At 71.1% G+C, this 26,506-nt stretch carries 26 protein-coding genes; 22 read left to right on the top strand and 4 right to left on the bottom strand.

Going from position 1 to position 26,506, the window contains the following annotated elements; all coding sequences use genetic code 11:
* Positions 1–20: 20 nt before the first annotated feature.
* From ACFYXM_RS03185 to ACFYXM_RS03170, 4 genes are all read left to right on the top strand, one after another.
* Positions 21–881, top strand: a complete 861-nt coding sequence (locus tag ACFYXM_RS03185) for a helix-turn-helix domain-containing protein (protein ID WP_389286333.1) — start codon at positions 21–23, stop codon at positions 879–881.
* Positions 881–1,117: a DUF397 domain-containing protein gene (locus ACFYXM_RS03180; RefSeq protein ID WP_073781424.1), complete on the top strand. Its 237-nt coding sequence runs from the start codon at positions 881–883 to the stop codon at positions 1,115–1,117. The genes ACFYXM_RS03185 and ACFYXM_RS03180 overlap by 1 nt, the downstream gene beginning before the upstream one ends.
* A gap of 114 nt (positions 1,118–1,231) precedes the next feature.
* Entirely contained in the window at positions 1,232–2,041 is an 810-nt protein-coding gene (locus ACFYXM_RS03175; RefSeq protein ID WP_389286331.1) for an SAM-dependent methyltransferase, read from the top strand.
* A 65-nt stretch (positions 2,042–2,106) separates the two neighbouring features.
* Positions 2,107–2,556: a YchJ family protein gene (locus tag ACFYXM_RS03170; RefSeq protein ID WP_389286329.1), complete on the top strand. Its 450-nt coding sequence runs from the start codon at positions 2,107–2,109 to the stop codon at positions 2,554–2,556.
* Positions 2,557–2,568: 12 nt separating this feature from the next.
* Here ACFYXM_RS03170 and ACFYXM_RS03165 read toward each other — a convergent pair whose 3' ends face one another.
* Positions 2,569–2,832, bottom strand: a complete 264-nt coding sequence (locus tag ACFYXM_RS03165; RefSeq protein WP_389286328.1) for a hypothetical protein — start codon at positions 2,830–2,832, stop codon at positions 2,569–2,571.
* 144 nt (positions 2,833–2,976) lie between these two features.
* A complete protein-coding gene (locus ACFYXM_RS03160; protein ID WP_389286326.1) occupies positions 2,977–4,272 on the bottom strand; it encodes a helix-turn-helix domain-containing protein in 1,296 nt (431 codons plus the stop codon).
* A gap of 868 nt (positions 4,273–5,140) precedes the next feature.
* On the opposite strand from ACFYXM_RS03160, the gene ACFYXM_RS03155 reads away from it, so the two are divergent.
* Entirely contained in the window at positions 5,141–5,749 is a 609-nt protein-coding gene (locus tag ACFYXM_RS03155; protein ID WP_389286324.1) for a hypothetical protein, read from the top strand.
* Between the two features lie 206 nt (positions 5,750–5,955).
* Positions 5,956–7,479, top strand: coding sequence for a DUF6801 domain-containing protein (locus ACFYXM_RS03150; RefSeq protein ID WP_389286323.1), 1,524 nt, complete (start codon positions 5,956–5,958; stop codon positions 7,477–7,479).
* Between the two features lie 131 nt (positions 7,480–7,610).
* On the opposite strand, the gene ACFYXM_RS03145 is transcribed toward ACFYXM_RS03150, so the two are convergent.
* Complete coding sequence (locus ACFYXM_RS03145) at positions 7,611–8,543, bottom strand: hypothetical protein (RefSeq protein WP_389286322.1); 933 nt, start codon at positions 8,541–8,543, stop codon at positions 7,611–7,613.
* Between the two features lie 747 nt (positions 8,544–9,290).
* Here ACFYXM_RS03145 and ACFYXM_RS03140 point away from each other — a divergent pair.
* The 14 genes from ACFYXM_RS03140 (at position 9,291) to ACFYXM_RS03075 (ending at position 22,929) form a co-directional block, all read left to right on the top strand.
* Complete coding sequence (locus ACFYXM_RS03140; RefSeq protein WP_389286320.1) at positions 9,291–10,286, top strand: ABC transporter ATP-binding protein; 996 nt, start codon at positions 9,291–9,293, stop codon at positions 10,284–10,286.
* Complete coding sequence (locus ACFYXM_RS03135; protein WP_389286318.1) at positions 10,283–11,137, top strand: MlaE family ABC transporter permease; 855 nt, start codon at positions 10,283–10,285, stop codon at positions 11,135–11,137. Before ACFYXM_RS03140 ends, ACFYXM_RS03135 begins: the two co-directional genes overlap by 4 nt.
* A 6-nt stretch (positions 11,138–11,143) precedes the next feature.
* Complete coding sequence (locus ACFYXM_RS03130; RefSeq protein WP_389286317.1) at positions 11,144–11,947, top strand: MlaE family ABC transporter permease; 804 nt, start codon at positions 11,144–11,146, stop codon at positions 11,945–11,947.
* A complete protein-coding gene (locus ACFYXM_RS03125; protein ID WP_389286565.1) occupies positions 11,947–13,251 on the top strand; it encodes an MCE family protein in 1,305 nt (434 codons plus the stop codon). Before ACFYXM_RS03130 ends, ACFYXM_RS03125 begins: the two co-directional genes overlap by 1 nt.
* Complete coding sequence (locus ACFYXM_RS03120) at positions 13,248–14,279, top strand: MCE family protein (RefSeq protein WP_389286315.1); 1,032 nt, start codon at positions 13,248–13,250, stop codon at positions 14,277–14,279. Before ACFYXM_RS03125 ends, ACFYXM_RS03120 begins: the two co-directional genes overlap by 4 nt.
* Positions 14,276–15,295, top strand: a complete 1,020-nt coding sequence (locus ACFYXM_RS03115) for an MCE family protein (RefSeq protein WP_389286313.1) — start codon at positions 14,276–14,278, stop codon at positions 15,293–15,295. The genes ACFYXM_RS03120 and ACFYXM_RS03115 overlap by 4 nt, the downstream gene beginning before the upstream one ends.
* Position 15,296: 1 nt before the next feature.
* Complete coding sequence (locus ACFYXM_RS03110; RefSeq protein WP_389286311.1) at positions 15,297–16,439, top strand: MCE family protein; 1,143 nt, start codon at positions 15,297–15,299, stop codon at positions 16,437–16,439.
* Complete coding sequence (locus ACFYXM_RS03105) at positions 16,436–17,740, top strand: MCE family protein (protein WP_389286309.1); 1,305 nt, start codon at positions 16,436–16,438, stop codon at positions 17,738–17,740. The genes ACFYXM_RS03110 and ACFYXM_RS03105 overlap by 4 nt, the downstream gene beginning before the upstream one ends.
* Positions 17,737–18,993 (top strand): MCE family protein, encoded by a 1,257-nt coding sequence (locus ACFYXM_RS03100; RefSeq protein ID WP_389286307.1) that lies wholly within the window; start codon positions 17,737–17,739, stop codon positions 18,991–18,993. Before ACFYXM_RS03105 ends, ACFYXM_RS03100 begins: the two co-directional genes overlap by 4 nt.
* The gene (locus tag ACFYXM_RS03095) at positions 18,990–19,508 is read left to right on the top strand and encodes a hypothetical protein (protein ID WP_389286305.1); all 519 of its coding nucleotides are present in this window, start codon (positions 18,990–18,992) and stop codon (positions 19,506–19,508) included. Before ACFYXM_RS03100 ends, ACFYXM_RS03095 begins: the two co-directional genes overlap by 4 nt.
* Positions 19,509–19,527: 19 nt before the next feature.
* A complete protein-coding gene (locus ACFYXM_RS03090) occupies positions 19,528–20,244 on the top strand; it encodes a hypothetical protein (protein WP_389286303.1) in 717 nt (238 codons plus the stop codon).
* A gap of 75 nt (positions 20,245–20,319) precedes the next feature.
* Positions 20,320–20,850, top strand: a complete 531-nt coding sequence (locus ACFYXM_RS03085; protein ID WP_389286301.1) for a hypothetical protein — start codon at positions 20,320–20,322, stop codon at positions 20,848–20,850.
* Between the two features lie 41 nt (positions 20,851–20,891).
* Positions 20,892–21,671, top strand: coding sequence for a nuclear transport factor 2 family protein (locus ACFYXM_RS03080; RefSeq protein ID WP_389286300.1), 780 nt, complete (start codon positions 20,892–20,894; stop codon positions 21,669–21,671).
* 37 nt (positions 21,672–21,708) lie between these two features.
* Positions 21,709–22,929 (top strand): lytic murein transglycosylase, encoded by a 1,221-nt coding sequence (locus tag ACFYXM_RS03075; protein WP_389286298.1) that lies wholly within the window; start codon positions 21,709–21,711, stop codon positions 22,927–22,929.
* Positions 22,930–22,996: 67 nt separating this feature from the next.
* On the opposite strand, the gene ACFYXM_RS03070 is transcribed toward ACFYXM_RS03075, so the two are convergent.
* On the bottom strand, positions 22,997–24,064 hold the full coding sequence (locus ACFYXM_RS03070) for an ATP-dependent DNA ligase (RefSeq protein WP_389286296.1): 1,068 nt from the start codon (positions 24,062–24,064) through the stop codon (positions 22,997–22,999).
* A gap of 97 nt (positions 24,065–24,161) precedes the next feature.
* Between ACFYXM_RS03070 and ligD the strand changes: the two genes are divergently transcribed.
* Positions 24,162–25,172: a non-homologous end-joining DNA ligase gene (gene ligD / locus ACFYXM_RS03065; RefSeq protein WP_389286563.1), complete on the top strand. Its 1,011-nt coding sequence runs from the start codon at positions 24,162–24,164 to the stop codon at positions 25,170–25,172.
* Complete coding sequence (locus tag ACFYXM_RS03060; protein WP_389286294.1) at positions 25,169–26,248, top strand: ABC transporter permease; 1,080 nt, start codon at positions 25,169–25,171, stop codon at positions 26,246–26,248. The genes ligD and ACFYXM_RS03060 overlap by 4 nt, the downstream gene beginning before the upstream one ends.
* The last annotated feature ends 258 nt before the right edge of the window (positions 26,249–26,506 follow it).

Below are 26,506 nucleotides of genomic sequence, written 5' to 3'. Positions count from 1 at the left end.
AGCGCATGGGGAGGTCTGAAGTGAGCGAACCGCGGTCCGCCCCGACCGTCGGTCAGGTCGTTCTCGGCAAGCGCCTGCAGGATCTGCGGGAGCATGTCGGCCTGAGCCGTGACCAGGCTGCCAAGGTGCTGCGGGTCGCACCCGCGACGGTACGCAGGATGGAGACCGCCGAGGTCGCCCTGAAGATCCCCTACGTCCAGATGCTGCTGAAGGCGTACGGCATCTCCGACGACGAGGCCGACGCCTTCGTGGAGCTCGCCGAGGAGGCCAACAAGCCCGGCTGGTGGCAGCGCTACCACGATGTGCTCCCCGACTGGTTCAGCATGTACGTCAGCCTGGAGGGCGCCGCGAGCCTCCTGCGCATGTACGAACCGCACTTCGTCCCCGGTCTGCTCCAGACCGAGGACTACGCACGCTCGGTGCTGCGCACGGGTGCCGTCGGCCAGACCAGGCCCGAGGACATCGAACGCCATGTCGCGCTGCGCATGAGGCGTCAGTCCCTGCTCCACGGGCCGGACGCCCCGAAGCTGTGGGTGGTGATGGACGAGACGGTGCTGCGCCGCCCCGTCGGCAGCGTCGACGCGATGCGCGCGCAGATCGACCGGCTGCTGGAGGCCACCGAGATGCCGCATGTGACACTGCAGATCGCGGAGTTCTCGACCGGCCACCACCCGGGCACCTACGGCCCCTTCGTCATCTTCCGCTTCGGAGTGCCCGAACTCCCCGACATGGTTTACAGCGAGTACCTGACCGGCGCCGTCTACTTCGACGCGCGCCCCGAGGTGGCCTCCTACCTCGAAGTCATGGACCGCATGGCGGCTCAGGCCGCGACTGCACAACGCACGAAGGAGATCCTCCGGGATTTCCGCAAGGAGCTGTGATGGATCCCATATACAACGGCATGCCGGCCGCCGAACTCGGCACCGAGGGCTGGCACAAGCCGTGGAGCGGTGGGAACGGGGGCAACTGCGTCGAAGCCATGAAACTGTCCGACGGCAGGGTCGCCGTCCGCCAGTCCGCCGATCCCGACGGCCCCGCACTCATCTACTCGCACCACGAGATCGCCGCCTTCATCCAGGGAGCCAAGTCGGGTCAGGCGGACTTCCTCCTGACCTGAGCGGTGGGTCCCGATGCCGGTCCGACGGTTCTTCCCCCGGAATCCCCGGCACCGGGAACCGCCCGCGTCCCACACTGCCGCCGTCCGCCGACCTATGGACCCATGGAGCGCGCTATGACCGGGCACGACCCCCGAGCCGTGGAGATCGACACCAGCCGTCCCCATCCCGCACGGATGTACGACTGGTTTCTCGGTGGCAAGGACAACTACCCGGTCGACGAACAGATGGCCCGGGAGCTGCTGACCCTCCAGCCCCGGGGGCGGGACATGGCCCGGGTCAACCGGGCCTTCATGCACCGGGCCACCCGGTGGCTGGCGGAGAACGGCATCCGCCAGTTCCTCGACATCGGCGCAGGAATCCCCACCGAGCCCAACCTCCACCAGGTAGCCCAGCGCATCGCCCCGGACGCGCGCGTCGTCTACTGCGACAACGACCCGATCGTCCTCGCGCACGCGGCGGCCCTGCTGCGGTCCGCCCCCGAGGGCGCCACCGACTACATCCAGGCCGACGCGCGCGAACCGGACGTCATTCTCGAACAGGCCGGCCACGTTCTCGACTTCGACCGGCCGATCGCGCTGTCGATGCTGGCCCTGCTGCACTTCGTGGACGACGAGGACGGCGCGGCCGGGATCGTCGACCGCCTGGTGAGCCGGCTTCCCCCGGGAAGTTTCCTGGTGCTCTCGCAGACCACGGGGGACTACGACCCGGAGGGGGCGGCGACGGCCTCCGCCATGTACAAGGCGCGCGGAATGACGCTCCGGCTGCGGTCCCGCGCCGAGTTCACCGCGTTCTTCGACGGGCTCGAACTCGTCGAACCGGGCGTCTCGCTCTCCGCGGACTGGCACCCGGAACTCGGCGAGGCCGTCGACGTCCCCGGGGACGAGCCGGTCCCGGGCTACGCGGGAGTCGCCCGCAAGCCCTGACCGCCCCCGGCCGGGCCCCGGACCTCCCGGTCCGTCCCGTCCGGGCCGCAGGACACAATGGACGCATGTCACGACGCACCACACGACCGAGGCGGTCCACCGCCCCCGCCGGGCGGCCCTTTGCGATCACCGACCGGTCGCCGTGCCCCTGCGGACTGCCCGGCACCTACGGGGACTGCTGCGGCCGCTTCCACGCGGGCACTGCGGCCGCTGCGACCTGCGAGGCCCTGATGCGCTCCCGGTACGCGGCGTTCGCCGTCCGGGACGAGGCGTATCTGCTCCGCACCTGGCACCCCGGCACCCGGCCCTCCGCCGTCGACTTCGATCCCGGGACGCGATGGGTGCGTCTGGAGGTCCTGGGGACGACCGACGGCAGTGCCTTCCACACCACGGGCACCGTCACCTTCCGCGCGCACTTCACCGTCGCCGGACAGCCGGACTCGCTGTACGAGAAGAGCCGCTTCGTGCGGTCCGAGGGCGCCTGGGTGTACGAGGCCGCGGACTTCGCCGAGTAGGCCCGCGCCGGATTACCAGGCACTGCCGGGGCGCACCGGCAGCCCCGGGTGATGAGCGGCGAGGATCTTGTTGGCGCGCGCCAGCTCCCCGAGCGCCTGTTCGCGGTCCGCCCGGTCCTCGACGCAGAGCCGCGGACCGCGGAACCGGCGCACCTCCCGCGCGGCGCATGCGGCGTCGAGTCCCGCCCGCAGGATGTGCGGGGGGAAGCAGGACCCGATCAGCGCGACGACCCGGTCCGGGATCGGCACGGGGACGAGGAGGTGCGAGGCGGTCATGGGGTTCCCTCTCGGATGGTCTGCCAGGAGGCGGTGCCGGGTACGGCCACCGGGTGGGCGGCCGACTCCTCCATGTCTACGGGAGACAGGTCCGGGTTTCTCCTTGAGAACGTCTCCGCGTGGCAACCGTTCGGGACTGACCGGCTATTTCGCCTTACCGCTGGGTAAGTTGACCCGCCGTGCCGTGCGTGATCCGATTCCGGCCCGCTCGTCCCGCGGTTCGCGGGCGGCGTCGTCGCCTCCGGCGCGCAGTTGCAGCCGGAGCGCGCGCAGCACCGCCTCGGTCGAGAACCGGGCTTCGGGGTCGACGAGCTGCTCGCCGAAGATGGATTCCAGGTTGCGCATCCGGTAGCGGACCGTCTGCGGGTGCACGTCGAGCAGTTCGCCCATCTGGGCGGCGGTGCCCCGGGTGTCGAGCCAGATCCGCAGGGTCTCGGTCAGCCGCTCCCGCCGGTTCGCGCTGATTCCGGCGAGCGGGGCGAGTTCGCGGCGCGCCAACTGGTCGAGGAGGGCCGTGTCGGACAACAGCCAGAGTGTGATCAGGTGGTCCTCGCAGCGGACGACCGGTTCGTCGTCGATGACGCCCGCGTCCACGAGTTCCAGCACCCGGCGGGCCCAGCGGATCGAGTCGGAGGCCATGGCGGTGGGGACGGTCAGTCCGACCGCGGCGTGGTGCCCCGGGAGCGTTCGGTCGAGCATGCGTCTTCGCGCGTCGTCGAACGCCCCCGGGATCAATAAGTGCGGCTGAGGATCGGTGAAGTCGACCAGTACGTCCCGGGCGGCGCCCGGTCCGCCCGGATCCGGCGAGGAGCGCACCGCCACGAGCGTCACCTCGTCGGGCATCGTCCATCCGGTCTGCTCGCACAGTTCGGCGATGGCCGTACGGGGGACGGGACGTCCGGCGAGCAAAAGATGCAGCAGCCGCCGTCTGAGGGTGCCCGTGTGGTCGGCCGAGGCCGCGCGGACCTCCATGTAGCCCTCGCGGGAGAGCGCCTCCAGTTCGTCGACGTAGGTGAACAGGGCGTCGGCGAAGGCGAGCATCATCGTGGGGGAGAGGTTGTAGCGTCGGCCGATCTTCTTGGCCCGGCGGAGCGCGATCCGCGCGCCCAGCCGGTAGGCGCCGTGCAACTGGTCCAGGGTGCGGCCCTCGTACGCCTCGTACCGGCCGAACCTCCGGCACATCTCGTCGCGCAGGGTGGAGGGGGCGGTCGGCTCGGCGACCTGGTCCACGAAGACGGAGATGGTCTGCTCCACGCCCACCCGGATGCCCTGTCCGTACGGGCCGTCGAGCAGTCGCGCGTACACGGGGTAGGCCCGGGTGACCTCCAGCCCGATCTCCTTGATCAGGCTGGGTATCTCGGGGCGAACGATCGCGGCGAACTCCTGCGGCAGCGGTCCGAGCGGCTCTCCGAGTTCCGAGGGTTGCACAACTCCCGGCATTCCTCTGTCCCTTGCTCTCCGGCGCCCGATGGGGGGTGGGCCGTGGGAGGAGCGCTCCCAAGCCGTCAGGTGCGTACCAACGTGGGCTGCTGAAGATAGTCCACGCACGCGCGTGTGGACACAGGCACGGCAGGGCGAGATGTAGGGGGCACGTACCGCCGTCGGGGGCGCGACGTGCCGGGACGCGCGGACTCATGGATTCCGTTTTGTCCGCCGCGCGTGCGTGCCGGACCAGTGTTCCGTGACGGGAATTCCCGGGGATTCCCCGGTGAATACGCACCGCTCTTCCGTGCGGGGGAATGTGATATGTCTGCCGTCGGACGGGTAGGCCCGCCGTTTCATCGGTGCGAAGTCGAAGAGGGTGCGTCGCGGGATCGTGTGTGCGGCCTTCGCCCTGTACGGGGCCGTAATTCAATCCGGCCGAATCCCCTGGTGTGTCTTCGGTCGGCGAGGGGGTCCTCCGGGTCGTCGTGCGGATGCGGCGCGGCATGCGAGGGCATGGCTGATGCCCGCTCAGGTACCCCTTGACCAGGGAAGGATGACACAACAGGGGGCGAGTTCGCTGTGTGCGGGCGGTCCGGGACCCTTCGCGGACGCGCCGTGACTGCTCACTTCTGGACAAGATTTCACGGCTCGGCACTCGCGGCACGACAAATTGCCGACCGGGATTCGCGCTTCGGCAGATTCTTCGTCACGACTGTTGCGAAGCCACGTTACCCGACCGTAGCGTCTTCGCCGAACGCACGTGGTCGCGCAGTCGGTCAGGCCGGACTGCCACTTCTCTGTTCTGTGCCCCCATCGGAGTTCCAGCCATTCCGGCGGGACGGGTTCTCCGCATGGGTCACGCCTTCTGAAGGGAAATGGAATCGTGAACACCCTTGCACGCAGAGCCGCATTCGTGACCGCGGCATTCGGCGCGGCCATCGGGATGACGGTGTCGTCGGCCTCGGCCACCACCGCGTCGCACTCCTGGACGGTCGGTCCGGGCGGCGCGTTCACCGCCGGCGCCACGCTCCCGACGCTGGACGTCCCCCTCGTCCAACTCGTCTGCGACTCCTCCGCCGTGACGTCCGGGACGCTCCAGACGACCAGCGCCGACGGCGTCGGGATCGGCAGCATCAACAACATCACGTTCACCGGCTGCGACGTGGGCGGCATCTCCTTCACCGTCTCCATGACGGCGACGCCCTGGAAGATCAACGCCATTCAGCCCAACGCCACGCACGCGGACTGGGTCGACGCAACCGTCAGCGACATCTCGGCGCACATCTCCGGCGTCGGCTGCAACGCGGACTTCAAGGGCAAGGTGTACGGGCACTACGACAACACCAAGGGCTCGCTCGTCATCGACGGCACGGGAAGCGACCTGAAGGCGTCCAACGCCAGCTGCCTCGGCCTCATCAGCAACGGTGACGTGGCCGGCTTCAACGCCGAGTACGTGGTGAGCCCGAAGCAGAAGATCACCGCCACGTCGTGACGTGGCGGAGCCGGGCGGAAGGCGGCCCGGTCCACCTCCGGGCTCGGGGTGGTGGCGGACAACGGTTCGCCACCACCCCGAGCGGCCGTTCACGGCCCGCCCGTCGCCCCTGGTGCCGGCGACCCGCACGGCGGGACCGCACCGGGGATCCGCCGGTCCGGGGCCGTACCCCAGCAGCACCCCGTACCAGGGAGGGCAGCGCCAGAATGAACGTGAAGACATCGGCGACCGGCGGCAGGCGATCGGTGCGCCTGGCATCGGTCGCGGCCGTCGTGCTCCTCGCCGGGCTGCTGTCCGGTTCCGGATCGGCCGCCGAGGAGGGCGGTTCGGCGGTGACCCTCGCCTACGACTGCGCCCTGCCGGGCGGCACCGGCCGTGTCACCGTCCGGGTCACCACGGCCTTCCCGTCATCCGGTACCGCGGGGACACCGCTGGAGAGCGGTCCGGTGACGGTCGACGTACGGCTCGCGCGGGCGGACCTGGAGGCGCTGCTGCCGGCCGGCACCGAGGTGGTGGCGAGCACCGCGACGCTCGCCGTGGGGATCAGGCAGAAGGACCGGTCGGCCGAGGCCCGGTGGCTGGACCTGCCGGCGCCGGGCTCCGCCGTCCCCGCCGAGGGCGAGGTGAGCCTCGTCCACACCGGGCCCGTCCCGTCGGTGACGCTGCCGGCCGCGGGCGATGTCACCTTCACCGCGGGCCGGCTCACGCTCGGACTGCGTCCCGTCACGGACGCCGGAGCGGAGAGCGGGCCGGCCGCCGCCCCACCGCTCGGCTGCGAACCCGCCGAGGACGGCGGCACGCCGCTGGCGACCGTTCCGGTGAAGGCCGGCCCGCCCGACCCCTGGCCGTCGAGGACCGAGGGGGACGAGGGGGCCCGGGGCACGGACGGGGGCGCGGACGCCGGTGACCGCATCGCGGTGGAGCCACGGACGGCGGAGGCCGGGAGCGAGGAGCCGTGCCCCGTCGATCCGCCCGCCGGAACCGCGGACTGGAGCGACGCGCCGAAACCGCCACCGGGCGGCCCCGTCATGGAGGTCGACATCCCCGGCGGCGGAACGTTCGGCTGTGCCTACGCGGTCGGCATGGCCACGGTGTACAAGCTGAACGGGGCCATGATCATCAACGATCCCGCCAAGAAGCCCGGTCTGATCAGCGTCCTGGCCAACGTGCACCGAGGGCAGCGGGTGGCCGGCGCCGCGGGCGGCTTCTACCTGCGGCTCGACTCGCTCGGGAACCTGAAGCTGCCGGACGCCGACTCCACCTTCCTGACGTTCGGGTTCCAGCCGGTGTCCGCGAAGGTGGAGTTCGAGAACGGGCCGCTCACGATCTCGACCGGCAACATCGGCACGGGCAGCTCCAAGACCTACTTCGCCACGGCCTCGTTCAAGCAGTCGCTGCGGCTGTACGACGTCGAGGTCAACGGGACCCCCCTGGACGTGGGTCCGAACTGCCGCACCGCTGCACCGTTCAAGGTGGTCCTGAACGGCGACTTCCCGGAGTACGCCAATGTCTTCGACGGAGGCCCCATGAACGGGAAGGTCGAGATTCCCCCGTTCTCCGGCTGCGGGACCGGCGGTGAGGACCTGGACAACCTGTTCACGGCGGCCATCTCGGGCCCCGGCAACGTCGTCGCGATGAACCAGGGCAGGACCTGCATCCCCTCGCACAGCAGCACCTTCTGCCCGCCGACCGTGCCGGCGCTGCCCGGCAAGGAGACGCCCGCCGGCTGACCGTCGGCCCCCGTCGCCCGGCCGAGGAGCGGCCCGCGGGCGCGCATGGGCCGGGCCACGGGCGCTGCCGGACAGCGGACGGGGCCACCCTCCGAGGACGGCCCCGCCCGCTGTCCGGTCGGCCGTGCCGGTTACCGTGCCGCCGAGTGCCAGTACTGCGACATCAGCTTGCCCGCGTCGGGGGCGGCGCCGCTCGGGTCGTTGATCGTGGCCACGTACGTCTGGGCGTTGTTCAGGACCACGTTGTTGTCGCCCGAGGCGGAGGGGAGCCCGGTCTTCAGGTTCACCGCCCAGTCGAGCAGGCCCAGGCCGCAGCCGCTCGCGCCCGGGACCGCGTAGGTGGTGTCCGTCTGGTTGGCGCCGAGAAGACTGATGCGGCCCATCACGCCGGCCGGGTCGGGGGTGCCGTCACCGGCGAACTGCTGGGTGCCCGGGGTGGGACGGGTCAGGTTCTGCGGGCGGAGCAGGATCGGGTTCGAGGCGGAGCCGATGTAGCAGGCGTCGCCGAGGAACGGGTTCTGCAGGTGGATGCGCACCGGGAGCGTGATGATCGGCTTGCCCGTGGTGACGCCCGCCAGGAGCTGGAAGTCGCTGGGGTTGCCCACCGACTCGATGGTGGCGGTGACCCGGTTCAGGGTGCTGTTCGTGATCTGGTTGCAGATGCCGCTGATCACCGGGATGTCGCTGGGGCACATGAGCCCGAGCAGCCCGCCGGGGATCTGCGCGGAGTCGGCCACGAGGGCGCCGCCGGCGGGCGAGACCACCGTCGAGCCGCCGCCGGGGTGCGTGACCACACCGACCTGGAGGTCGCTGGCGCCCACCGGCACGGTCGTGTTGCCGAGCTTGATGGAGCCGCTCGCGGAGTGCGAGGAGACACAGACCGCAGTGTCGTTCAGCCCGTCTGCGGCCAGCATGGCCGGCGCGTCCACCGGGCACCGGGTGAACGGCGCCCAGTGGCCGTTGAGGCCCGTGGCGGCGGTGGCCGATCCCACGGACGCGAAGGCGGCGAGTGCGGTGAAGGAGGCCAGCAGCCCCAGGCGCGCCCGTCTCGAACCAGATCTCATGTCGTCCCCTTTTCGGGCAGCCGCCACCGGGCGGCCACATAAGCGGAGTTGCTCGGGTCTTTCTGTGACACACCAAAACCGGCACCTTTTCGGGCCAGGTGTTCCGGGTGCACAGGCCATCGGTGTGCGGTGCGGGTGCCGGAGTCCGCGGCGAGCAATGCCGAAACGGAAGTCCCTTTCACCGAGCCGTGAGGTTACTGGCGGGAAACACCGCCGCACAATCCTGTTGTCCGAGATTGTTGCCCCATGACCGGTTCCTCGTTCCCGGATGAGTGCGCCACGAGGGCGGCTTGTCATTCGGTGCGCACCCGTGTGATGGCGGAACCGGGCATCGAGGCGGTCTTTCGCCGGTGCGGAGAATTTGTCATCCGGTGACAGTCCCCCACGGTTTCCCCCGGTTTCCTGCTCAATTCGTGCGAAGAACGCGAGGGGGTGGCGCGGGCTGTCGAAAACTTGGAGAACCGGTATTGCCCGGTCAGGTTACCCAGCCGTAACGTCGCCCCCGTAGGCAACTCGGCCACGATGTCGGACGCTTGCTCCCTCTCGGAACGCGCGGGCCCGGCCCGGGCCCGCCGCTGGGGTTGCGCATCCGTCGACAAGGCGTACGCGGGAGTTTGTCATCGCATGACAAACGGGCCGGCTCCTGAAGAAATGGCTGTTCAAGGGCTTGTCCCGGCGGTCCTGATGAACTTAACGTGCGCCCCTCGGTGCACTTCTGTCACTTCGTGAGTGCATGCAGGAGGTGGGATGGGAATCGAAGTCGTCGTCGAGGGCCTTACCAAGTCTTTCGGCAAGCAGAACATCTGGCAGGATGTGTCGCTCACACTGCCCGCCGGTGAGGTAAGTGTGATGCTCGGCCCGTCCGGCACCGGAAAGACGGTTTTCCTCAAGTCCATCATCGGACTGCTGAAACCGGAGCGGGGACGCGTCCTCATCAATGGTGTCGACATGGTGAACAGTCCCGAGCGGGACATCATGGAGACGCGCAAACTGTTCGGGCTCATGTTCCAGGACGGCGCACTTTTCGGCTCGATGTCGCTGTTCGACAACATCGCCTTTCCGCTGCGCGAGCACACCCGCAAGAAGGAATCCGAGATCCGGCGCATCGTCATGGAGCGGATCGACATCGTCGGTCTGCTGGGCTCCGAGGGGAAACTGCCCGGAGAGATCTCCGGAGGGATGCGCAAACGCGCCGGGCTGGCCCGCGCCCTCGTGCTCGACCCGCAGATCATCCTGTGCGACGAGCCGGACTCCGGGCTCGACCCGGTCCGCACCGCCTATCTCTCCCAGCTCCTCATCGACCTGAACGCCCAGATCGACGCGACGATGCTGATCGTCACCCACAACCTCGACATCGCGGCCACGGTCCCCGACAACATGGGCATGCTCTTCTGCCGCAACCTCGTCACCTTCGGTCCGCGCGAGGTCCTGCTGACCAGCGACGAACCGGTCGTCTCCCAGTTCCTCGCGGGGCGCAGGGAAGGGCCCATCGGCATGTCCGAGGAGAAGGACGCGGCCACCCTCGCCGCCGAGCGGCGGGGCGCCGACGGCGCCGGATCCGCCCCGGCGCCGGGACCGCGCACCGTCGTGGCGCAGCTGGAGCCCTCGCCCGGGATGCCGGTCCGCCGGGCCGTCCAGCGCCGCCGCGAGCGGGTCCTCGGCATGATGGGCCAGCTCCCCGAGGCCGCCCGCACGGCCATCATGAACAGCTACGCCCCGGCCGCCGGCGGTGCCAGGCCATGACCGCCGATCTTCCGACGCGGCCTCCCGGGCCGCCCGCCACCGACATCCCGCCGCCGGACCCGGGGCCGGTGCACAGACCGCCGACACGGCTCCTGGCGCCGCTGCGCGAGACCGGGAAACTCTTCGCGCTCACCCTGTCCGTCACCAGGTCGGTCTTCCGAAGGCCGTTCCAGGCAAGGGAGTTCGTCGAGCAGTTCTGGTTCATCGCCAGCGTCACCATCCTGCCCGCCGCCCTCGTCTCCATCCCGTTCGGCGCGGTCATCGCCCTCCAGGTCGGGTCGCTCACCCAGCAGCTCGGCGCCCAGTCCTTCACCGGCGGCGCCAGCGTCCTCGCCGTGATCCAGCAGGCCAGCCCGCTCATCGTGGCCCTGCTCATCTCCGGCGCGGGCGGCTCCGCGATCTGCGCCGACCTCGGCTCGCGGAAGATCCGCGAGGAACTCGACGCCATGGAGGTCATGGGCGTCTCACCCGTCCAGCGCCTGGTCGTCCCGCGCGTCCTGGCCACCATGGGCGTGGCCGTCCTGCTCAACGGACTGGTCTCCGTCGTCGGCACCCTCGGCGGCTACTTCTTCAACGTGATCATGCAGCACGGCACGCCCGGCGCGTACCTCGCCAGCTTCTCCGCGCTCGCCCAGCTCCCCGACCTCTACATCAGCGAGGTCAAGGCGCTGATCTTCGGCTTCATCGCGGGCATCGTCGCCGCCCACCGCGGACTGAACCCGCGCGGCGGGCCCAAGGGCGTCGGGGACGCGGTCAACCAGTCCGTCGTCATCACCTTCATGCTGCTGTTCTTCGTGAACATGATCCTCACGGCGATCTATCTCCAGATCGTCCCCGCGAAGGGGAGCTGAGAGACGATGTCCATGCTCGGCCGGCTGGATCGCTCCGGCGACCACATCACCTTTTACGTACGGGCGTTGATCTGGATCCCGCGCACCCTGCGGCGCTACCTCAAGGAGGTGCAGCGGCTCCTGGCCGAGGTCGCCTTCGGCAGCGGCGGACTCGGCGTCGTCGGCGGGACCGTCGGCGTGATGATCGCCATGACCCTCTTCACGGGGACGGTCGTCGGCCTCCAGGGCTACGCCGCCCTCAACCAGATCGGCACGTCCGCGTTCACCGGCTTCGTCTCCGCCTACTTCAACACCCGCGAGATCGCCCCGCTCGTCGCCGGACTCGCGCTCTCCGCGACCGTCGGCGCCGGGTTCACCGCCCAGCTCGGCGCGATGCGGATCAACGAGGAGGTGGACGCCCTCGAAGCGATGGGGGTGCGCTCCATGCCGTACCTCGTCACGACCCGGGTCATCGCCGGAGTGGTCGCGATCATCCCGCTCTACGCCATCGGACTGCTCTCGTCGTACGTGGCGTCCCGTTACGTCACCGTCCTGTTCAACGGGCAGTCGGAAGGCACCTACGACCACTACTTCAACCTCTTCCTCTCCCCGGACGACGTGCTGCTGTCCGTGCTCAAGGTGTTCGTCTTCAGCGTCATGGTGATCCTCGCCCACTGCTACTACGGCTTCCGCGCCGAGGGCGGACCCGCGGGGGTCGGCATCGCCGTGGGCCGGTCGGTGCGCAACGCCATCGTGCTGATCAGCGTCACCGACTTCTTCCTCTCGCTCGCCATCTGGGGCGCCACGACGACCGTGAAGGTGGCCGGATGATGCGGACGACGAAGACAGGGACGATCCGCCGCCGGATCGCCGGGGTCGGCTTCCTCCTCGTGCCCGTCGCGCTCGTGTGGACCTCGGTCGCGGTGTACAACAAGGACTTCACCCACGATGCCACCGTGACCGTGCGCACCGGCACCGTCGGCAACGAGATGCACCGGAACGCGGACGTGAAACTGCGCGGCGTCGTCGTCGGTCAGGTCCGCGCCATCGACGCGGACGGCGAGGGGGCCCGGCTCACCCTCGCCATCCGGCCCGACGAGCTGGACCGCATCCCGGCGGACGTCACCGCCCAGATGCTGCCCACCACCCTCTTCGGCGAGCGGTTCGTGGCCCTCGTACCGCCCGAGACCCCTTCCGCGCGGACCCTGAAGGCGGGCGACACCATCCCGCAGGACCGCTCCGGAAACGCCATCGAACTGGAACAGGTCCTCGACAACGTCCTGCCGCTGCTCACCGCAGTGCAGCCGCAGAAGCTCTCCGCCACCCTCACCGCCGTCTCCCAGGCGCTCCAGGGCCGCGGCGAGAAGCTGGGCGAGACCCTGGTCACGCTCGACGCCCACCTGAAGAAGCTCAACCCCCAACTGCCCACGCTCAACGCCGACATCAAGGAACTCGTCAGGGTGAGCGCCCTGTACGCGGACGCCGCCCCGGACGTTCTCGACGCCCTCACCGACTTCACCACCACGAGCGGCACCCTCGCCGAACAAGAGGCCGGGCTCGCCGACCTGTACGGATCGACGACCGCCTCGGCCCAGGACGTCACTGCCTTCCTGAACAAGAACAAGGACAACCTCATCCGGCTCTCCGCGACGAGCCGGCCGACACTGGAGACCCTCGCCACGTACTCCTCCGAGTTCCCCTGCACCCTGCGCACCCTCGCCACCTTCGTCCCGGCCATGGACAAGGCCCTCGGCAAGGGAACGAACCAGCCCGGACTGCACGTCACGCTCAAGACCGTGCCCTCCAAGGGGAAGTACGTGGCGGGCAGGGACACCCCCGTCTACGACGCGACCGGCGGACCGCACTGCTACTCCCTGCCCTACATCGGCGACACCGCGCCGACCGCGGACGTCCGCGCCGCGGACCGGGGCCACTCGGCCCGCTCCGGCCCCCGCGCACCGGACGAGGTCCCGGCGGCCGACGCGTCGCTCGGCATGCCCAACTCCCGGCAGGAGAGCCTGCTCGTCAACGAACTGGTCGCTCCCACACTGAAGGTCCAGCCGCGGGACCTGCCCGAGTGGAGCAGCGTGCTCATCGGCCCGGCCTTCCGCGGTGCGGAGGTGAAGCTCAAGTGAAGCGCCGCTCGCTCGCGGGACCGCTCGCGAAATCGATCGTCTTCGTCCTGGTGACGACGCTGGCCACCACCGTGCTGGCGCTGTCCGTCGCCAACACCGGCGTCGGCGGGACCAGTTCGTACAAGGCCAGGTTCACCGACGTCACCGGGCTGGTCGTCGGCGACAGCGTCCGGATCGCCGGGGTCGAGGTCGGACAGGTCGAGTCCATCGAGGTCGCCGACCGCAGGCTCGCCGAGGTCGGTTTCACCGTACGGAAGGGGCGCGGGCTCCCGGCGTCGGCGACCGCGTCGATCAAGTACCTCAACATGGTCGGCCAGCGGTACATCGACCTCGACCGGGGCGCCGGGCCGGTGGGCGAGAGCCTCGCCGCCGGCTCCACCATCCCGGTCTCCCGCACCACACCGGCCCTCGACCTCACCCAGCTCTTCAACGGCTTCCAGCCGCTGTTCGAAGGGCTCTCCCCGCCCGACGTCAACGAACTGGCCGGCTCCATCGTCCAGGTGCTCCAGGGCGAGGGCGGCACCGTCGACAGCATCCTCCAGCACGTCGGGTCGCTGACCGGCACCGTCGCCGCCAAGGACAAGGTGATCGGCGAGGTGATCGAGAACCTCAACACGGTCCTGAAGACCGTCAACGACCGGGAGGCGGGCTTCGACGACCTCGTCGTCACCCTCCGCAAGCTCGTCAGCGGATTCGCCGGGGACCGCGAACCGCTCGGCCGCGCGGTCACCGCCATGGGCGCCCTGACCACCGTCACCGCCGACCTGCTCGACGACGGCCGGGGGCCCCTCAAGGACGACATCCGGCAGCTCGGCCGCCTCTCCGACCGGCTCGCCGACAACACCCCGCAGATCGAGAACTTCCTGCGCAGGACACCCGCCAAGATGACGGCCATCAGCCGCGCCGCCTCGTACGGCTCCTGGCTCAACCTCTACCTCTGCGAGGCGAGGGTCACCGGTGTGACGACCAGCGACGGCAGCGCACCGCCCACCGGCATCGCCATCACCCAGCCGAGGTGCCTGTCATGAGGATCAAGCCTGTGCGCGAACGCAACCCCGTCGCCGTCGGCGTCGTCGGCCTGCTCGTCCTGGCCCTCGTCGGACTGGCCGCCTACCGGGCCGACTCGCTGCCGTTCATCGGCGGCGGCACGACGTACACCGCCGCCTTCACCGAGTCCGCCGGTCTCACCGAGGGCGACGAGGTACGGATCGCCGGGGTCAAGGTCGGCGAGGTCACCGGAGTAGCCCTCGACGGCGCCGAGGTGAAGGCGACCTTCCGGGTGCGGGACGCCTGGATCGGCGACTCCAGCACCGTGGGCATCGCCATCAAGACGCTCCTCGGCGAGAAGTACCTCGCGGTCGACCCGCTCGGCGACGGGCCGCAGGACCCGCACGAACGCATCACGACCAGCCGCACCACTTCCCCGTACGACGTCACCCGGGCGTTCGACGGCCTGGGCGAGACCATCGGGGAGATCGACACCCGGCAGCTCGCCCAGAGCTTCGAGACGATCTCGGCCACGTTCAGGAACTCCCCGCCGAACGTCAAGAGCGCCGCGAACGGACTCTCCGCGCTCTCCAGGACCGTCTCCGAACGCGACGCCCAGCTCGCCACCCTCCTCAGGAGCAGCAAAAGGCTGACGAAGACCCTCGACGGCAAGAAGAGCAGCTTCGAGACCCTGCTGGAGGACGGCAACCTGCTTCTCGGCGAGATCCAGGCCCGCCGCGACTCCATCCATCTGCTGCTCACCGGCACCCGCGACCTGGGCACCCAGCTCACCGGTCTCGTCGCCGACAACAAGAAGCAGCTCGGGCCGACACTCGACGCGCTCGGCCGGGTCACCGCCGTCCTGCGGAAGAACCGCAAGAGCCTCGACAAGGTGCTCGCGCTCGCCGGTTCCTACAACCGGCTCGTCGGCAACACCCTCGGGAACGGCCGCTGGTTCGACAACTACGTCTGCGGCGTCGTCCCGAAGAACTACCTGCCCGCCGGTACCCCGCCGGCCACCGGATGCATGCCTCCCCGGCAGGAAGGCGGACACTGACATGAGACCGACCCGCATCGTCGGCATCGGCGCCGGGCTCGCCGTCGTGGCCGTCGCCGCCACGACCGGGGTGATGGCCCTGGACGACCGGGGCGGCACCACCGTCACCGCGTACTTCGACCGGGCGACCGGCGTCTACGCCGGATCCGACCTGCGAATCCTCGGCGTGAAGGCCGGCCGGGTCCAGTCGGTGCGGCCACGCGGCACGGAGGTCGAGGTCGTGCTGCGCGTCGACAAGGGCGTCAAGGTTCCGAAGGACGCCCATGCCGTCGTCGTCGCCCCCAGCATCGTCGCCGACCGGTACGTCCAGCTCGCCCCCGCCTACACCGGCGGACCGCTGCTCGCCGACGGCGCCGAACTCCCCGCCGCGCACAACGCCACCCCCGTCGAGGTCGACCAGCTCTACGCGTCCATCACCGAACTGGCCGACGCGCTCGGCCCGGACGGCGCCAACGCGCAGGGTGCGCTCGCCGGACTCCTCGACACCGGGGCCAAGAACCTCAAGGGCAACGGCAAGGACATCGGGAACTCCATCGAGCAGTTCGGCAAGGCGACGAAGACCCTCGACAAGAGCAGCGGGGACCTGTTCGAGACGCTGTCCTACCTCCAGTCGTTCACCACGATGCTGAAGGACAACGACGGCGAGGTGCGCGACGCCGAACGCCAGCTGAACTCCGTGACCGGCTTCCTGGCCGACGACAAGAAGAACCTCGGCGCCGCGCTCAAGGAACTCGGCACGGCGCTCGCCCAGGTCAAGACCTTCATCCAGGACAACCGCTCCGCGCTCAAGAAGAACGTGGACGCGCTGGTGCCGCTCACCCGGACCCTCGTCGACCAGCGCGCCTCGCTGGCCGAGTCCCTCGACGTCCTTCCCCTCTCGGCGGGCAACGTGCTGAACGCGTACGACCCGAAGAACCGCACACTCAACGGCCGCACCGACCTCAACGAACTCAGCATGGGCGGCCCCCTCACCCAGCCGGCCGCCGGTCTCCGGGGGCTCTCCCCGGTGGGCACCGACCGGCAGCGGGCGCTGCCCTCGCTGCCGCTGCCGGCGGTGGGAACGGTCTACGGCACGCCCGAGAAGAACGGGAGCGCCGACGCGCCCGTTCACGACGCGGGGAAGCGGAAGGGGACGGGCCGATGAGCGGAGGACTCGGCGGATCCCGGACCCCCGCGGCGGCCCGGGCCACGACCCTGGGTGTGCTCGGCGCCGTCTGCGCCCTCGTTCTCACCGGCTGCGCGGCCCCGCAGTTCTCGGGCATCGAACAACTGCCCCTGCCCGGCGGCGCGGACCTCGGCGACCACCCGTACGAGGTCACCGCCGACTTCGGGGACGTGCTCAGCCTCGCCCCGCAGTCCTCGGTGAAGGTCAACGACGTCGCCGTGGGCCGCGTCACCAGGATCTCGCTCGTCCCGGGCAGCTGGCACGCGCGGGTCACCATGCGGGTCGACGGGGACGTCGAACTCCCCGCCAACGCCTACGCACACCTCGAACAGTCCAGCCTGCTCGGCGAGAAGTACATCCAGCTCTCGCCGCCCGCGCGAGGCACCGCGCGCGGCACCCTCGCCGACGGCGCCCGGATCCCGCTCACCCGCACTAATCGCAACCCCGAGGTCGAGGAGGTGTTCGGCGCCCTGTCGATGCTCCTGAACGGCGGGGGCATCAACCAGCTGAAGACCATCACCACCGAACTCAACAAGGCGATGGCCGGGAACGAGCCCAGGATCCGCTCGATGCTCCACCGGGTCGACACACTCGTCACCGACCTCGACGCGCACCGCGAGGACATCACCGAGGCCCTCGACGGCGTCAACCGGCTCTCCACCACCCTCGCCACCCGCAAACAGCAGGTGGGCAAGGTGCTCACCGACCTCAGCCCCGGCATGAAGGTCCTGGAGAAGCAGCGCGGTTCCCTGCTGACCATGCTCCGGGCCCTCGACACCCTCTCCACCGTCGCCGTCGACACCATCGACAGGAGCAAGGACGACACGATCGCCGACCTGAAGGCCATCGCACCCACCCTCAAGGCGCTCGCCGATTCCGGGAACGACCTGCCCGACTCCCTCCAGGTCCTGCTGACCTACCCGTTCACGGACGAGGTGCTGCGCGGGGTGAAGGGGGACTACCTCAACGTGTACCTGGACCTGACCGCCGTGCCCGGCACACAGATCATCCCGGCGTTCGACCCGGACGCGGTGACGGCGCCCGCGGCGAGGGCGGCTCTGCCGTCGGCCGGCGCGGCGCTGCCGCTGCCGCTCCCCTCGGTCACGGCACCGGCAACGGTCTCCGGGACACCGGCCCCGGGCAGGCCCGGCACGACCGCGCCGACCGCGATCGCCCCGGGCACGCCCCGGACAACGGCGCCCGGCACACATCCGTCGGCGTCGCCGGACGGCCCGTCGGCCTCGGACGAGGCGTCGCCCTCGGAGGGGAGCAACCGGTGATCACCCTCGCCATCAGGCTGAAGAACATCGCGTTCCTGATCATCGCGGTGCTGGTGCTCGGCTACCTCGGGGTCCGGTACGCCGGCCTCGGTCACTACGCCGGGCTGCGCGACTACTACACCGTCACGGTCCAACTCCCCAGGACAGGTGGCCTGTTCACCCACTCCGACGTCACCTATCGAGGAGTCTCCGTCGGACGGGTCGGCCCCATCGAACTCACCGACGACGGCGTCGCGGCCGAACTGCGCATCGACAACTCCGCCCCGCCCATCCCCGACGGCCTGAAAGCCGTCGTGGCCAACCTGTCGGCGGTCGGGGAGCAGTACGTCGACCTGCGGCCGACCCGCTCCGGCGGGCCCTACCTGGCGAACGGCTCGGTCATCCTGCAGGCCGACACCACCGTCCCGGCCCCCGTGACGAACGTCCTCACCAGCGTCGACGACCTCGCCGGATCGGTCGACCTGGAGTCGCTGCGCACCGTGGTCGACGAGTTCGGTGCCGCGTTCACCGGCCGGGGCGACGACCTCCAGGTCCTCCTGGACACCGGCAGCGACTTCGTACGGGCGGCCGACGACGCGCTGCCCACCAACACGAAGCTGATGGCCGACGGACAGGTGGTACTGCGCACACAGGCCGAACAGGGCGAGGCGCTCAAGGGGTTCGCCTCGGGTGCCGAGGAACTGGCGGCCCAGCTCAAGGGGTCGGACACGGACCTGCGGAAGCTGATCGCCGCCGCCCCCGACGCCACCGGCCAGATCAGCGGCCTGCTGCGCGATCTCGACCCCGCCTTCGGCGTCGTGGTCGCGAACCTCCTGACCACGTCCGAGGTGGCGGTGACCCGGCAGCGCGGCATGGAGGAACTGCTGGTGAAACTGCCCGCGGTGGTGGCGGCCGGGGCCAGCGCGATCGACGAGGAAGGCGCCAGGTTCGGCATGTCCGTCACCTTCTTCGAACCACTTCCGTGCACCGCCGGATACGACGGCACCACCTACCGCAACGGTCTCGACACGTCGACGGGCCCGGCGGTCAACACCAAGGCGCGCTGCACCTCCTCGCCGGGCACCGGCATCAACGTGCGCGGCAGTGCGAACGCGCCGAAGGGCGGTCCGCTGCCGAAGCCCGCCGAACCCGGCTCGCTGCTCCTCGGGGCCGATGCCGGCGGAGCGCTCCCCGGCGCGCTCGGGTTCGTCGGGGATCCGGCGCCCGCCCCGAGGGGCATGGCCGGGCTGCTCGGACTGGAGGCCGGCCGATGAGCACGCGCGCCAGGACCATGACCGGCCGGGTGGCCGTACTCGTCGCCGCGCTGGCCTGCGCGCTCGGCGGCTGGTCGTACGCGCGGGCGCGGGGCGACGACACACTCGCGTACGCGAAGAGCCGCGATGCCGCCCTGGCGGCGGGCAGACACCATCTCGCCCGGCTGAACAGCCTGGACGGCAAGAACGCCCGGAGCGTGGACGAGGGATTGCGGCAGTGGCTCGACGCCTCCACCGGCCCCCTGCACGACCAGCTCGCCCGCACCCGGAAGAAGGACGCGAACGATCTGCGCAGGAGCGGTGGCACGGCGCGCGGAACCGTCACCGACGCGGCGCTCACCGCCCTCGACGAACGGGCCGGCACCGCCGAGCTGATCGCGACCGTGGACGTCCGGATCACCCCGCGCACCGGTCGGCCGGGCACCGAACGCAAGCGCTTCGAGGCCACGCTCGCCCGGACCGGGGACGGCTGGAAGATCAAGGCGCTGACGGCGCTCGCGGCCGGTGGCGCATGAGGAGCGGGGGAGGACGGCGATGGTGAGCACGGACGAACGGGCCGGGACGCCGGACGAGCGGGTCGGGAACCGGGACCCGGACGTGGACGACGGGAGTGCGGCGGGCGCGGACGCGGTGCCAGGGAACGAGTCGGACGAGGCGGTCGGGGCGGACACGGCGAAGGGACCGGACGGCGCGGTCGGGGCGGACGAGGCGAAGGGGCCGGACGGACCGGACGGGGCGACCCGGTCCGTCCGCCGACGGGTCCTCGCGGGCGCGGCGGTGCTGCTGACCGTCGCCCTGCTCGCCGCGGGCGCCGGGCTTTTCGTCAAGGCCCGGCAATTGCGGGACACTCCGGCCACCGACAACCTCGCGCTGACCGACACCGCGGCGACCGCCAGGGTCGTCGGCGACGTCAGCAACGCCCTCGGGACGGTGTTCTCCTACGGTCCGCGGGAGACCGACGCCACCAAGGAGTCCGCGAAGCGGTACCTCGGCGGGAAGGCGCTCCAGCAGTACGCGGCACTGTTCGGTCAGGTCGAGAAGCAGGCCAGGGACCAGGAACTGACCCTCACCACCCATGTCGTACGGGCCGGGGCCACCCGGCTGACCGGCACGGGTGCCCATCTGCTGGTCTTCCTCGACCAGGTCTACGAGCGCCGGGGGAGGGCCGCCACCACGGCCGCCGCCCAGCTGTCCGTCACCGCCGAACTGCGGGGCGGGCACTGGCGGATCGTCGACATCGCCGCCAGATAGCCGCCGGACGGCCACCGGGACGGCACGGCGTGGCATCCACCGCTCAGCTCAGTTCAGCCGGCAGGGGAGACAGCAATGGCACGGGTACGGACGAGGAAGAACCCGCTGGTGATGGCGGCGCTCGCGCTCACGGTCGTGGCGGCCGGAGGCGCGGTTCGGGGCGGCTGGTCCTGGTACGGGGCCGCGCACGAGGATTCGGCGGCGTACGCGAGGACCCGCGACGACGCCCTGGCCGCGGGCGAGCAGGCCGTGCAGAACATGAACACCCTCGACCACCGGAAGCTGAACGAGGGGCTGGACGGCTGGGAGGACTCCACCACCGGCGATCTGCACAAGCAACTCGTCGACGGGCGGAGCGGGTTCGAGAAGCAGATCCGGGCGGCGGAGACCGTGAGCACCGCGAAGGTACTGTCCGGCGCGGTCACCGAACTCGACGAGCGGGCCGGCACGGCGTCGGTGATGGTCGCGTTGCGGATCACCGTGACCGCCCCGAGGACCGAGCCCGCGGTGAAGGAGAGCCGGATGCTCGGGCAGCTCACCCGCACGCCCGAGGGGTGGAAGCTCAGCGCCCTCGGCCAGGCACCGGTCGGCAACACGGCCGGCTGACGCCCCGGCTCCCCACCCCCGTCACCGAGAGGACCCCGGACATGTCGACCACCCGTCACCTGGTCAACCGCCGACGCCGTCTGGCCGCCGTCGCCGCGGAACGCGGGGGAGCCGCCACGCCGCCGCGCGGGCCCGCGGGCCCGGACGCGCCACGCGCTGATCCCGACCGCCTTCCGGTCACGGAGGACACCGGCGCGGACGGCACCGCCACGGACGGCACCGGTGCGGACGGCACGGGGACGAGTCAAGTGCGCCGGGGAAGAACGAGCCGGGAGAACAGAGGGCCGGGATCCGGCCGGATGCCCCGCCTCCGGATCGGTCTCCCCGCCGTCCTCTGCGCCCTCACCGTGCTCCTCGGAGCCTTCGCCGCCTGGGCCTTCGGTCAGGCCGCGAGCCTGCGTGACGAACCCGCACGGCAGAACACCGCCCTCACCGACATCGGCCGCACCAGCGAGGTGAAGGGCCAGATCACCGAGGCGGTCGGCGCGGTCTTCTCGTACAACTACGCCGCCACCGCCAAGTCCGAGCAGGCGGCGCGGACCCACCTGGTCGGCAAGGCGGTCCAGCAGCACCGCGACATGCTCGCCCAGGTCCGCGCGCAGGGGCCGAAACAGAAGCTCGTCCTGACCACCACCGTCACCGACAGCGGTGTGGAAGTCCTCGACGGCGACCGGGCCAGGCTGCTGATCTACGCCGACCAGAGCAACACCCGTACCGGTACGTCGGAGGAGAGGACCTACGCGGCGGCGATGTTCGCCGTGGACGCCGTGCGCCGCGACGGCACCTGGCGGATCTCCGCCATCGACACCTTCGCGCAGTGACTCGGCGGCTCATCGATCCGGGGAGAGGGGAGCACACATGAGGTTCACCGGCACCACCCGCCGCAGGATCGGCGGCACCGCGGCCGCGGTCGCCGCCATGGCCGCGCTCACCGCGTCCCAGGCGCCGACGGGCGTCCGTCACGAACACACCGCGAAGGAGCGTCAGAAGACCACCGAGGAGATCAGATGGTCCCAGGCGCCCAACGACGACTCCTACCACACCGAACTCCCGCCGCTCGCGACGCCGCAGCCGCCGGTGACCGGCGCGAAGCGGAGCCCGGCCGCCGCCCGGACCTGGGCCGAGGCGGGCATCCCCACCACGGTCCTCGCCGCCTACCGCAAGGCGGAGAGCGCGCTGCGCCGCACCGCCCCCGGATGCCGTCTGCCGTGGCAGCTGCTCGCGGCGATCGGCAGGGTCGAGTCCGGGCACGCGGGCGGCGGGCGGGTCGACGTGCACGGCACGACCCTCACCCCGGTCCTCGGACCGGTGCTCGACGGCGCGGGCTTCGCCGAGATCCGGGACACCGACGACGGCGTGTACGACGGCGACCGCACATACGACCGCGCGGTGGGCCCGATGCAGTTCATCCCGTCCACATGGGCCCACTGGGGCAGGGACGGGAACGGCGACGGCCGCCGCGACCCGAACAACGTGTACGACGCCGCCCTCGCCGCCGGGGCCTACCTGTGCGCCGGTGCACGCGACCTGTCCGTGAAGGCCGATCTGGACCGCGCGGTCCTCGCCTACAACCACTCGGACACCTATCTGCGCACCGTGCTGTCCTGGCTGGAGTTCTACCGCAAGGGCGTCCACCCGGTGGCCGACGGCAGGGGCGTCGTCCCCCGGAGCCCCGGCGCGGGCGGCCCCGAGAAGCCGAAGCGGCCGGTCGGCGGACCCGGGTCCCCGGGCGGCGGCATCGTCGTGGGCCCGCAGCCCGGCGGCTCGCCCGGCCCCTCGCCGTCCGCGTCCCCGGGACCGTCCGTCACCCCGACCGGCTCACCCGGACCGACCGGGAGCCCGGACCCCACCGGTCCGACCGCATCGCCCCGCCCCACCGACGGCGGACCGTCCTCCCCGGACCCCGGCACCACCCCCGGCCCCGGCACGACGGACCCCGGCTCCGGCTGCCCCACCGGCTCCGCCCCGCCGGACCCGGGCGAATCGCCGGAGCCGACGCGGAGCCCGTCCCCGGATCCCGGGTCCGGCCCCGGCGAGGGACCGTGCCCCACCCCGTCGGACCCGCCCTCCACCGCCTGACGGCACCTCGTGCCCCTCCCGGGAACGTCCGCCCCGTCGCGAGCATGGCCGGGAGGGGGCAATGGGCTCACCGGCCACCGGCCGACAGCACCTCGGTCAGGTCGTACCGCACCACCTCCTCCAGCTGCGCGTACGTGCAGCTCTCCGGAGCGCGGTCCGGCCGCCACCGGCAGAACCGGGTGGTGTGCCGGAAACGGCCGCCCTCCATGTGGTCGTACGCCACCTCGCAGACCCGTTGAGGGCGCAGCGCCACCCAGGTCCGGTCCTTCTTCCCCGACCAGCGGCTCGGCGCCCCGGGCAGCCGGGCGGTCTCGTGCGCCTCCGCGTCCGCCCACGCCGCCCACGGGTGTCCGGCGAAGTCGACGCGCAGCGGCTCCAGCTCCTCGACCAGTTCGGCGCGGTGTGTCGCCGAGAACGCCGCGCAGACCCCGACGTGCTGCAGGACGCCGCCGGAGTCGTACAGACCGAGCAGCAGCGAGCCGACGACCGGGCCGCTCCGGTGGAGGCGGTACCCCGCCACCACGCAGTCGGCGGTGCGCTCGTGCTTGATCTTGTACATCACGCGGGTGTCGGGGCGGTACGGCAGGTCGAGCGGTTTGGCGACCACGCCGTCGAGCCCCGCGCCCTCGTACCGCTCGAACCACACCTCGGCGACCGCGGGGTCCCTGGTCACCGGGGCCAGGTGGACGGGCGGTTCGGCGGCGGACAGCGCGGCCTCCAGCACGGTGCGCCGGTCGGACTGGGGCAGGGAGAGCAGCGAGTCGTCGCCCGCCGCCAGGATGTCGAAGGCGACGAGACTGGCCGGGGTCCGCTCGGCGAGCAGCCGCACCCGGGAATCGGCCGGATGGATCCGTTCACCGAGCCGGTCGAAGTCCAGACGGCCCTCGTACGCGACCACGATCTCGCCGTCGATGACGCAGCGCGGCGGCAGATTGTCCCGGACTGCCGTGACCAGCTCGGGGAAGTAGCGGGTGAGCGGCTTCCCGGTGCGGCTGCCGATCACCACCTCGTCGCCGTCACGGAACACGATCGCCCGGAAGCCGTCCCACTTGGCCTCGTACTGCATGCCCGGCGGGATCTTGGCGACGGACTTGGCGAGCATCGGCTTCACGGGCGGCATCACCGGCAGGTCCATGGTCCGATTCTCACCCGAGGGCAGTCGTACTTCTCCCGATATGCGGCATAAGTGACCCCGGCCTACCGTGATCGTCATGGGCGCAGCGGGCAGAGCGGTGGAACTGGAAGCCCGGGGACGGACCGTACGGCTGTCCAGTCCGGACAAGGTCTACTTTCCGGAGCCGGGCTACACCAAGAGGGACGTGGCGGAGTACTTCCGCGCCGTGGGTCCGGGCATCACCCGTGCCCTGCGGGACCGGCCGACCACGCTCCAGCGCTTCGTGGACGGCGTCGAGGGCGAGTTCTTCTACCAGAAGCGGGCCCCGAAGAACCTTCCCGACTGGATCCCCACCGCCCGGATCACGTTCCCCAGCGGCCGCCAGGCCGACGAGATCTGCCCGGCCGAACCGGCCGCCGTCCTCTGGGCGGCCAACCTCGGCACGCTCACCTTCCACCCGTGGCCGGTCCGGAGCGCGGACACCGACCACCCGGACGAACTGCGCATCGACCTCGACCCGCAGCCCGGAACGGACTACGCCGACGCGGTGCGGGCCGCCCACGAACTGCGCTCCGTCCTCGACGACCACGACCTGCGCGGCTGGCCCAAGACCTCCGGCGGCCGGGGCGTCCATGTCTTCGTCCCCATCGAGCCGCGCTGGACCTTCACCGAGGTCCGGCGCGCCGCCATCGCCACCGGCCGCGAACTGGAACGCCGGATGCCGGACCGGGTGACCACCGCCTGGTGGAAGGAGGAACGCGGGGAGCGGATCTTCGTGGACTTCAACCAGACCGCCCGCGACCGCACCATCGCCTCCGCGTACTCCGTGCGCCCCCGCCCGCACGCTCCGGTCTCCGCACCGCTGCGCTGGGACGAGATCGACGACGCCGAACCGCGGGACTTCGACATCCGGACCATGCCGAAGCGCTACGCGGAGGTCGGCGACGTGCACGCGGACATGGAGGAGTACGCCTTCCGGCTCGACGCCCTGCTGGAACTGGCCGACCGGGACGAGCGCGAGCGCGGCCTCGGCGACCTGCCGTACCCGCCGGAGTATCCGAAGATGCCCGGCGAGCCGAAGCGCGTCCAGCCGAGCCGGGCCCGGAGCGACGAGGACGGCGCCGCATGAGCGCACCCGACCTGGAGCCCTCCGCACCGCACGGGGCACATGGCCGACCGCTGAATGCCCGTCAGAAATGGTCCGTGTACAAGAAGTCCCCGTACCTTCCCGCCACTGTGCTGCTCTTCATCGTCGCGGCCGCCGCCGGGCTCTTCGCGGGTTCCTACAGCTACGCGATGGCCAACCCGACCCCGCACCGGATCCCGACCGCGGTGGTCGGCCGTCCCGAGTCGGCGCGGGGCGAGGCGTTCGTGGCCGCCTTGGACAAGGCGCTCGACGGCTCGCTCGTCATCCACACCTACCCGACCCGGGCACGGGCCGGGCAGGCGCTGGAGGCCCAGGAGGTCTTCGCGGTCATTCGCGCGGGCGGCCGGGGAGCCGCCCTGGACGTGGCCGGTGCCGCGGGAGCCTCCGTCGCCGAGCTGCTGACCGGGGCCGCGGCGAAGGCCGGCGCCGAGACCGGGGTGCCGGTCACGGTCCGGGACGTCAAACCGTTGCAGAGGGGCGATCCGCGCGGTCTGGCCCTCTTCTACATCTCGCTCGCCGCGGTGATCGTCGGCTTCGTCGGCGCGATCCAGCTGAGCGTGCACGCGCGGGCGCTCGTGCCGCTGGAGCGGATCGCCTTCACCGTCGCGTACTCGCTGCTCGGCGCCTTCGCGATCGCCGCGGTCGTCGACTGGCTGATCGGCGCCCTGGACCTGCCGTTCCTCCACTCCTGGCTGATCCTGGCGTTCACCATGTTCACCTCGGGCATGGTCTTCAACATGTTCAACACCCTGATGGGGCGTTGGGCGATGCTGCCCACCTGGGGCGTGATGATCCTGCTGGGCAATCCGTCCTCCGGCGGCGCGGTCTCCTGGCCGCTGCTGCCGTCGCTCCTCGGGTACATCGGCCGCTGGCTGCCTCCCGGGGCCTCGGTCAACGCCCAGCACACCGCCGTCTACTACCGGGGGCACCAGTTCCTCTTCCCGTATCTGGTGCTCGGCGGCTGGACACTGGTGTCCTGCACGGTGTTCTGGGTGTGGCGCCACCGGCATCCGGGTGGCCGCGACCACATGCCCCGGCATGCGGCCACGGGCGGCTGAGCCCGTCCGGCCGAGCCCGCCCGGCGCCGCCGTCCGGCCCCGGCCCGGGACCCGGCGCGCCGCGCGGGGGCCGTCCGCCCGTGCCGGGCGTGGCGTCGGCGGCCGAGGCCGGGAGCGTCAAAGGCCGCGGTGGCGGACGGTGCGCGCTCCGTCCGGGTGCGTACGAGCGGGAGATCCCCGGGAAACGGTGTGGGCCGTCCGAGGGGCAGCCGCGCCCCGCCTACCACGGCAGCATCGGAAGCCGCCGCACGCCCCGTA

Origin of the sequence: Streptomyces sp. NPDC002476 (assembly GCF_042889785.1) — a bacterium.
Classification (GTDB): domain Bacteria; phylum Actinomycetota; class Actinomycetes; order Streptomycetales; family Streptomycetaceae; genus Streptomyces.
The sequence above is the reverse complement of the archived record's forward strand: the minus strand, read 5'-3'. Positions and strand labels throughout refer to the sequence as shown.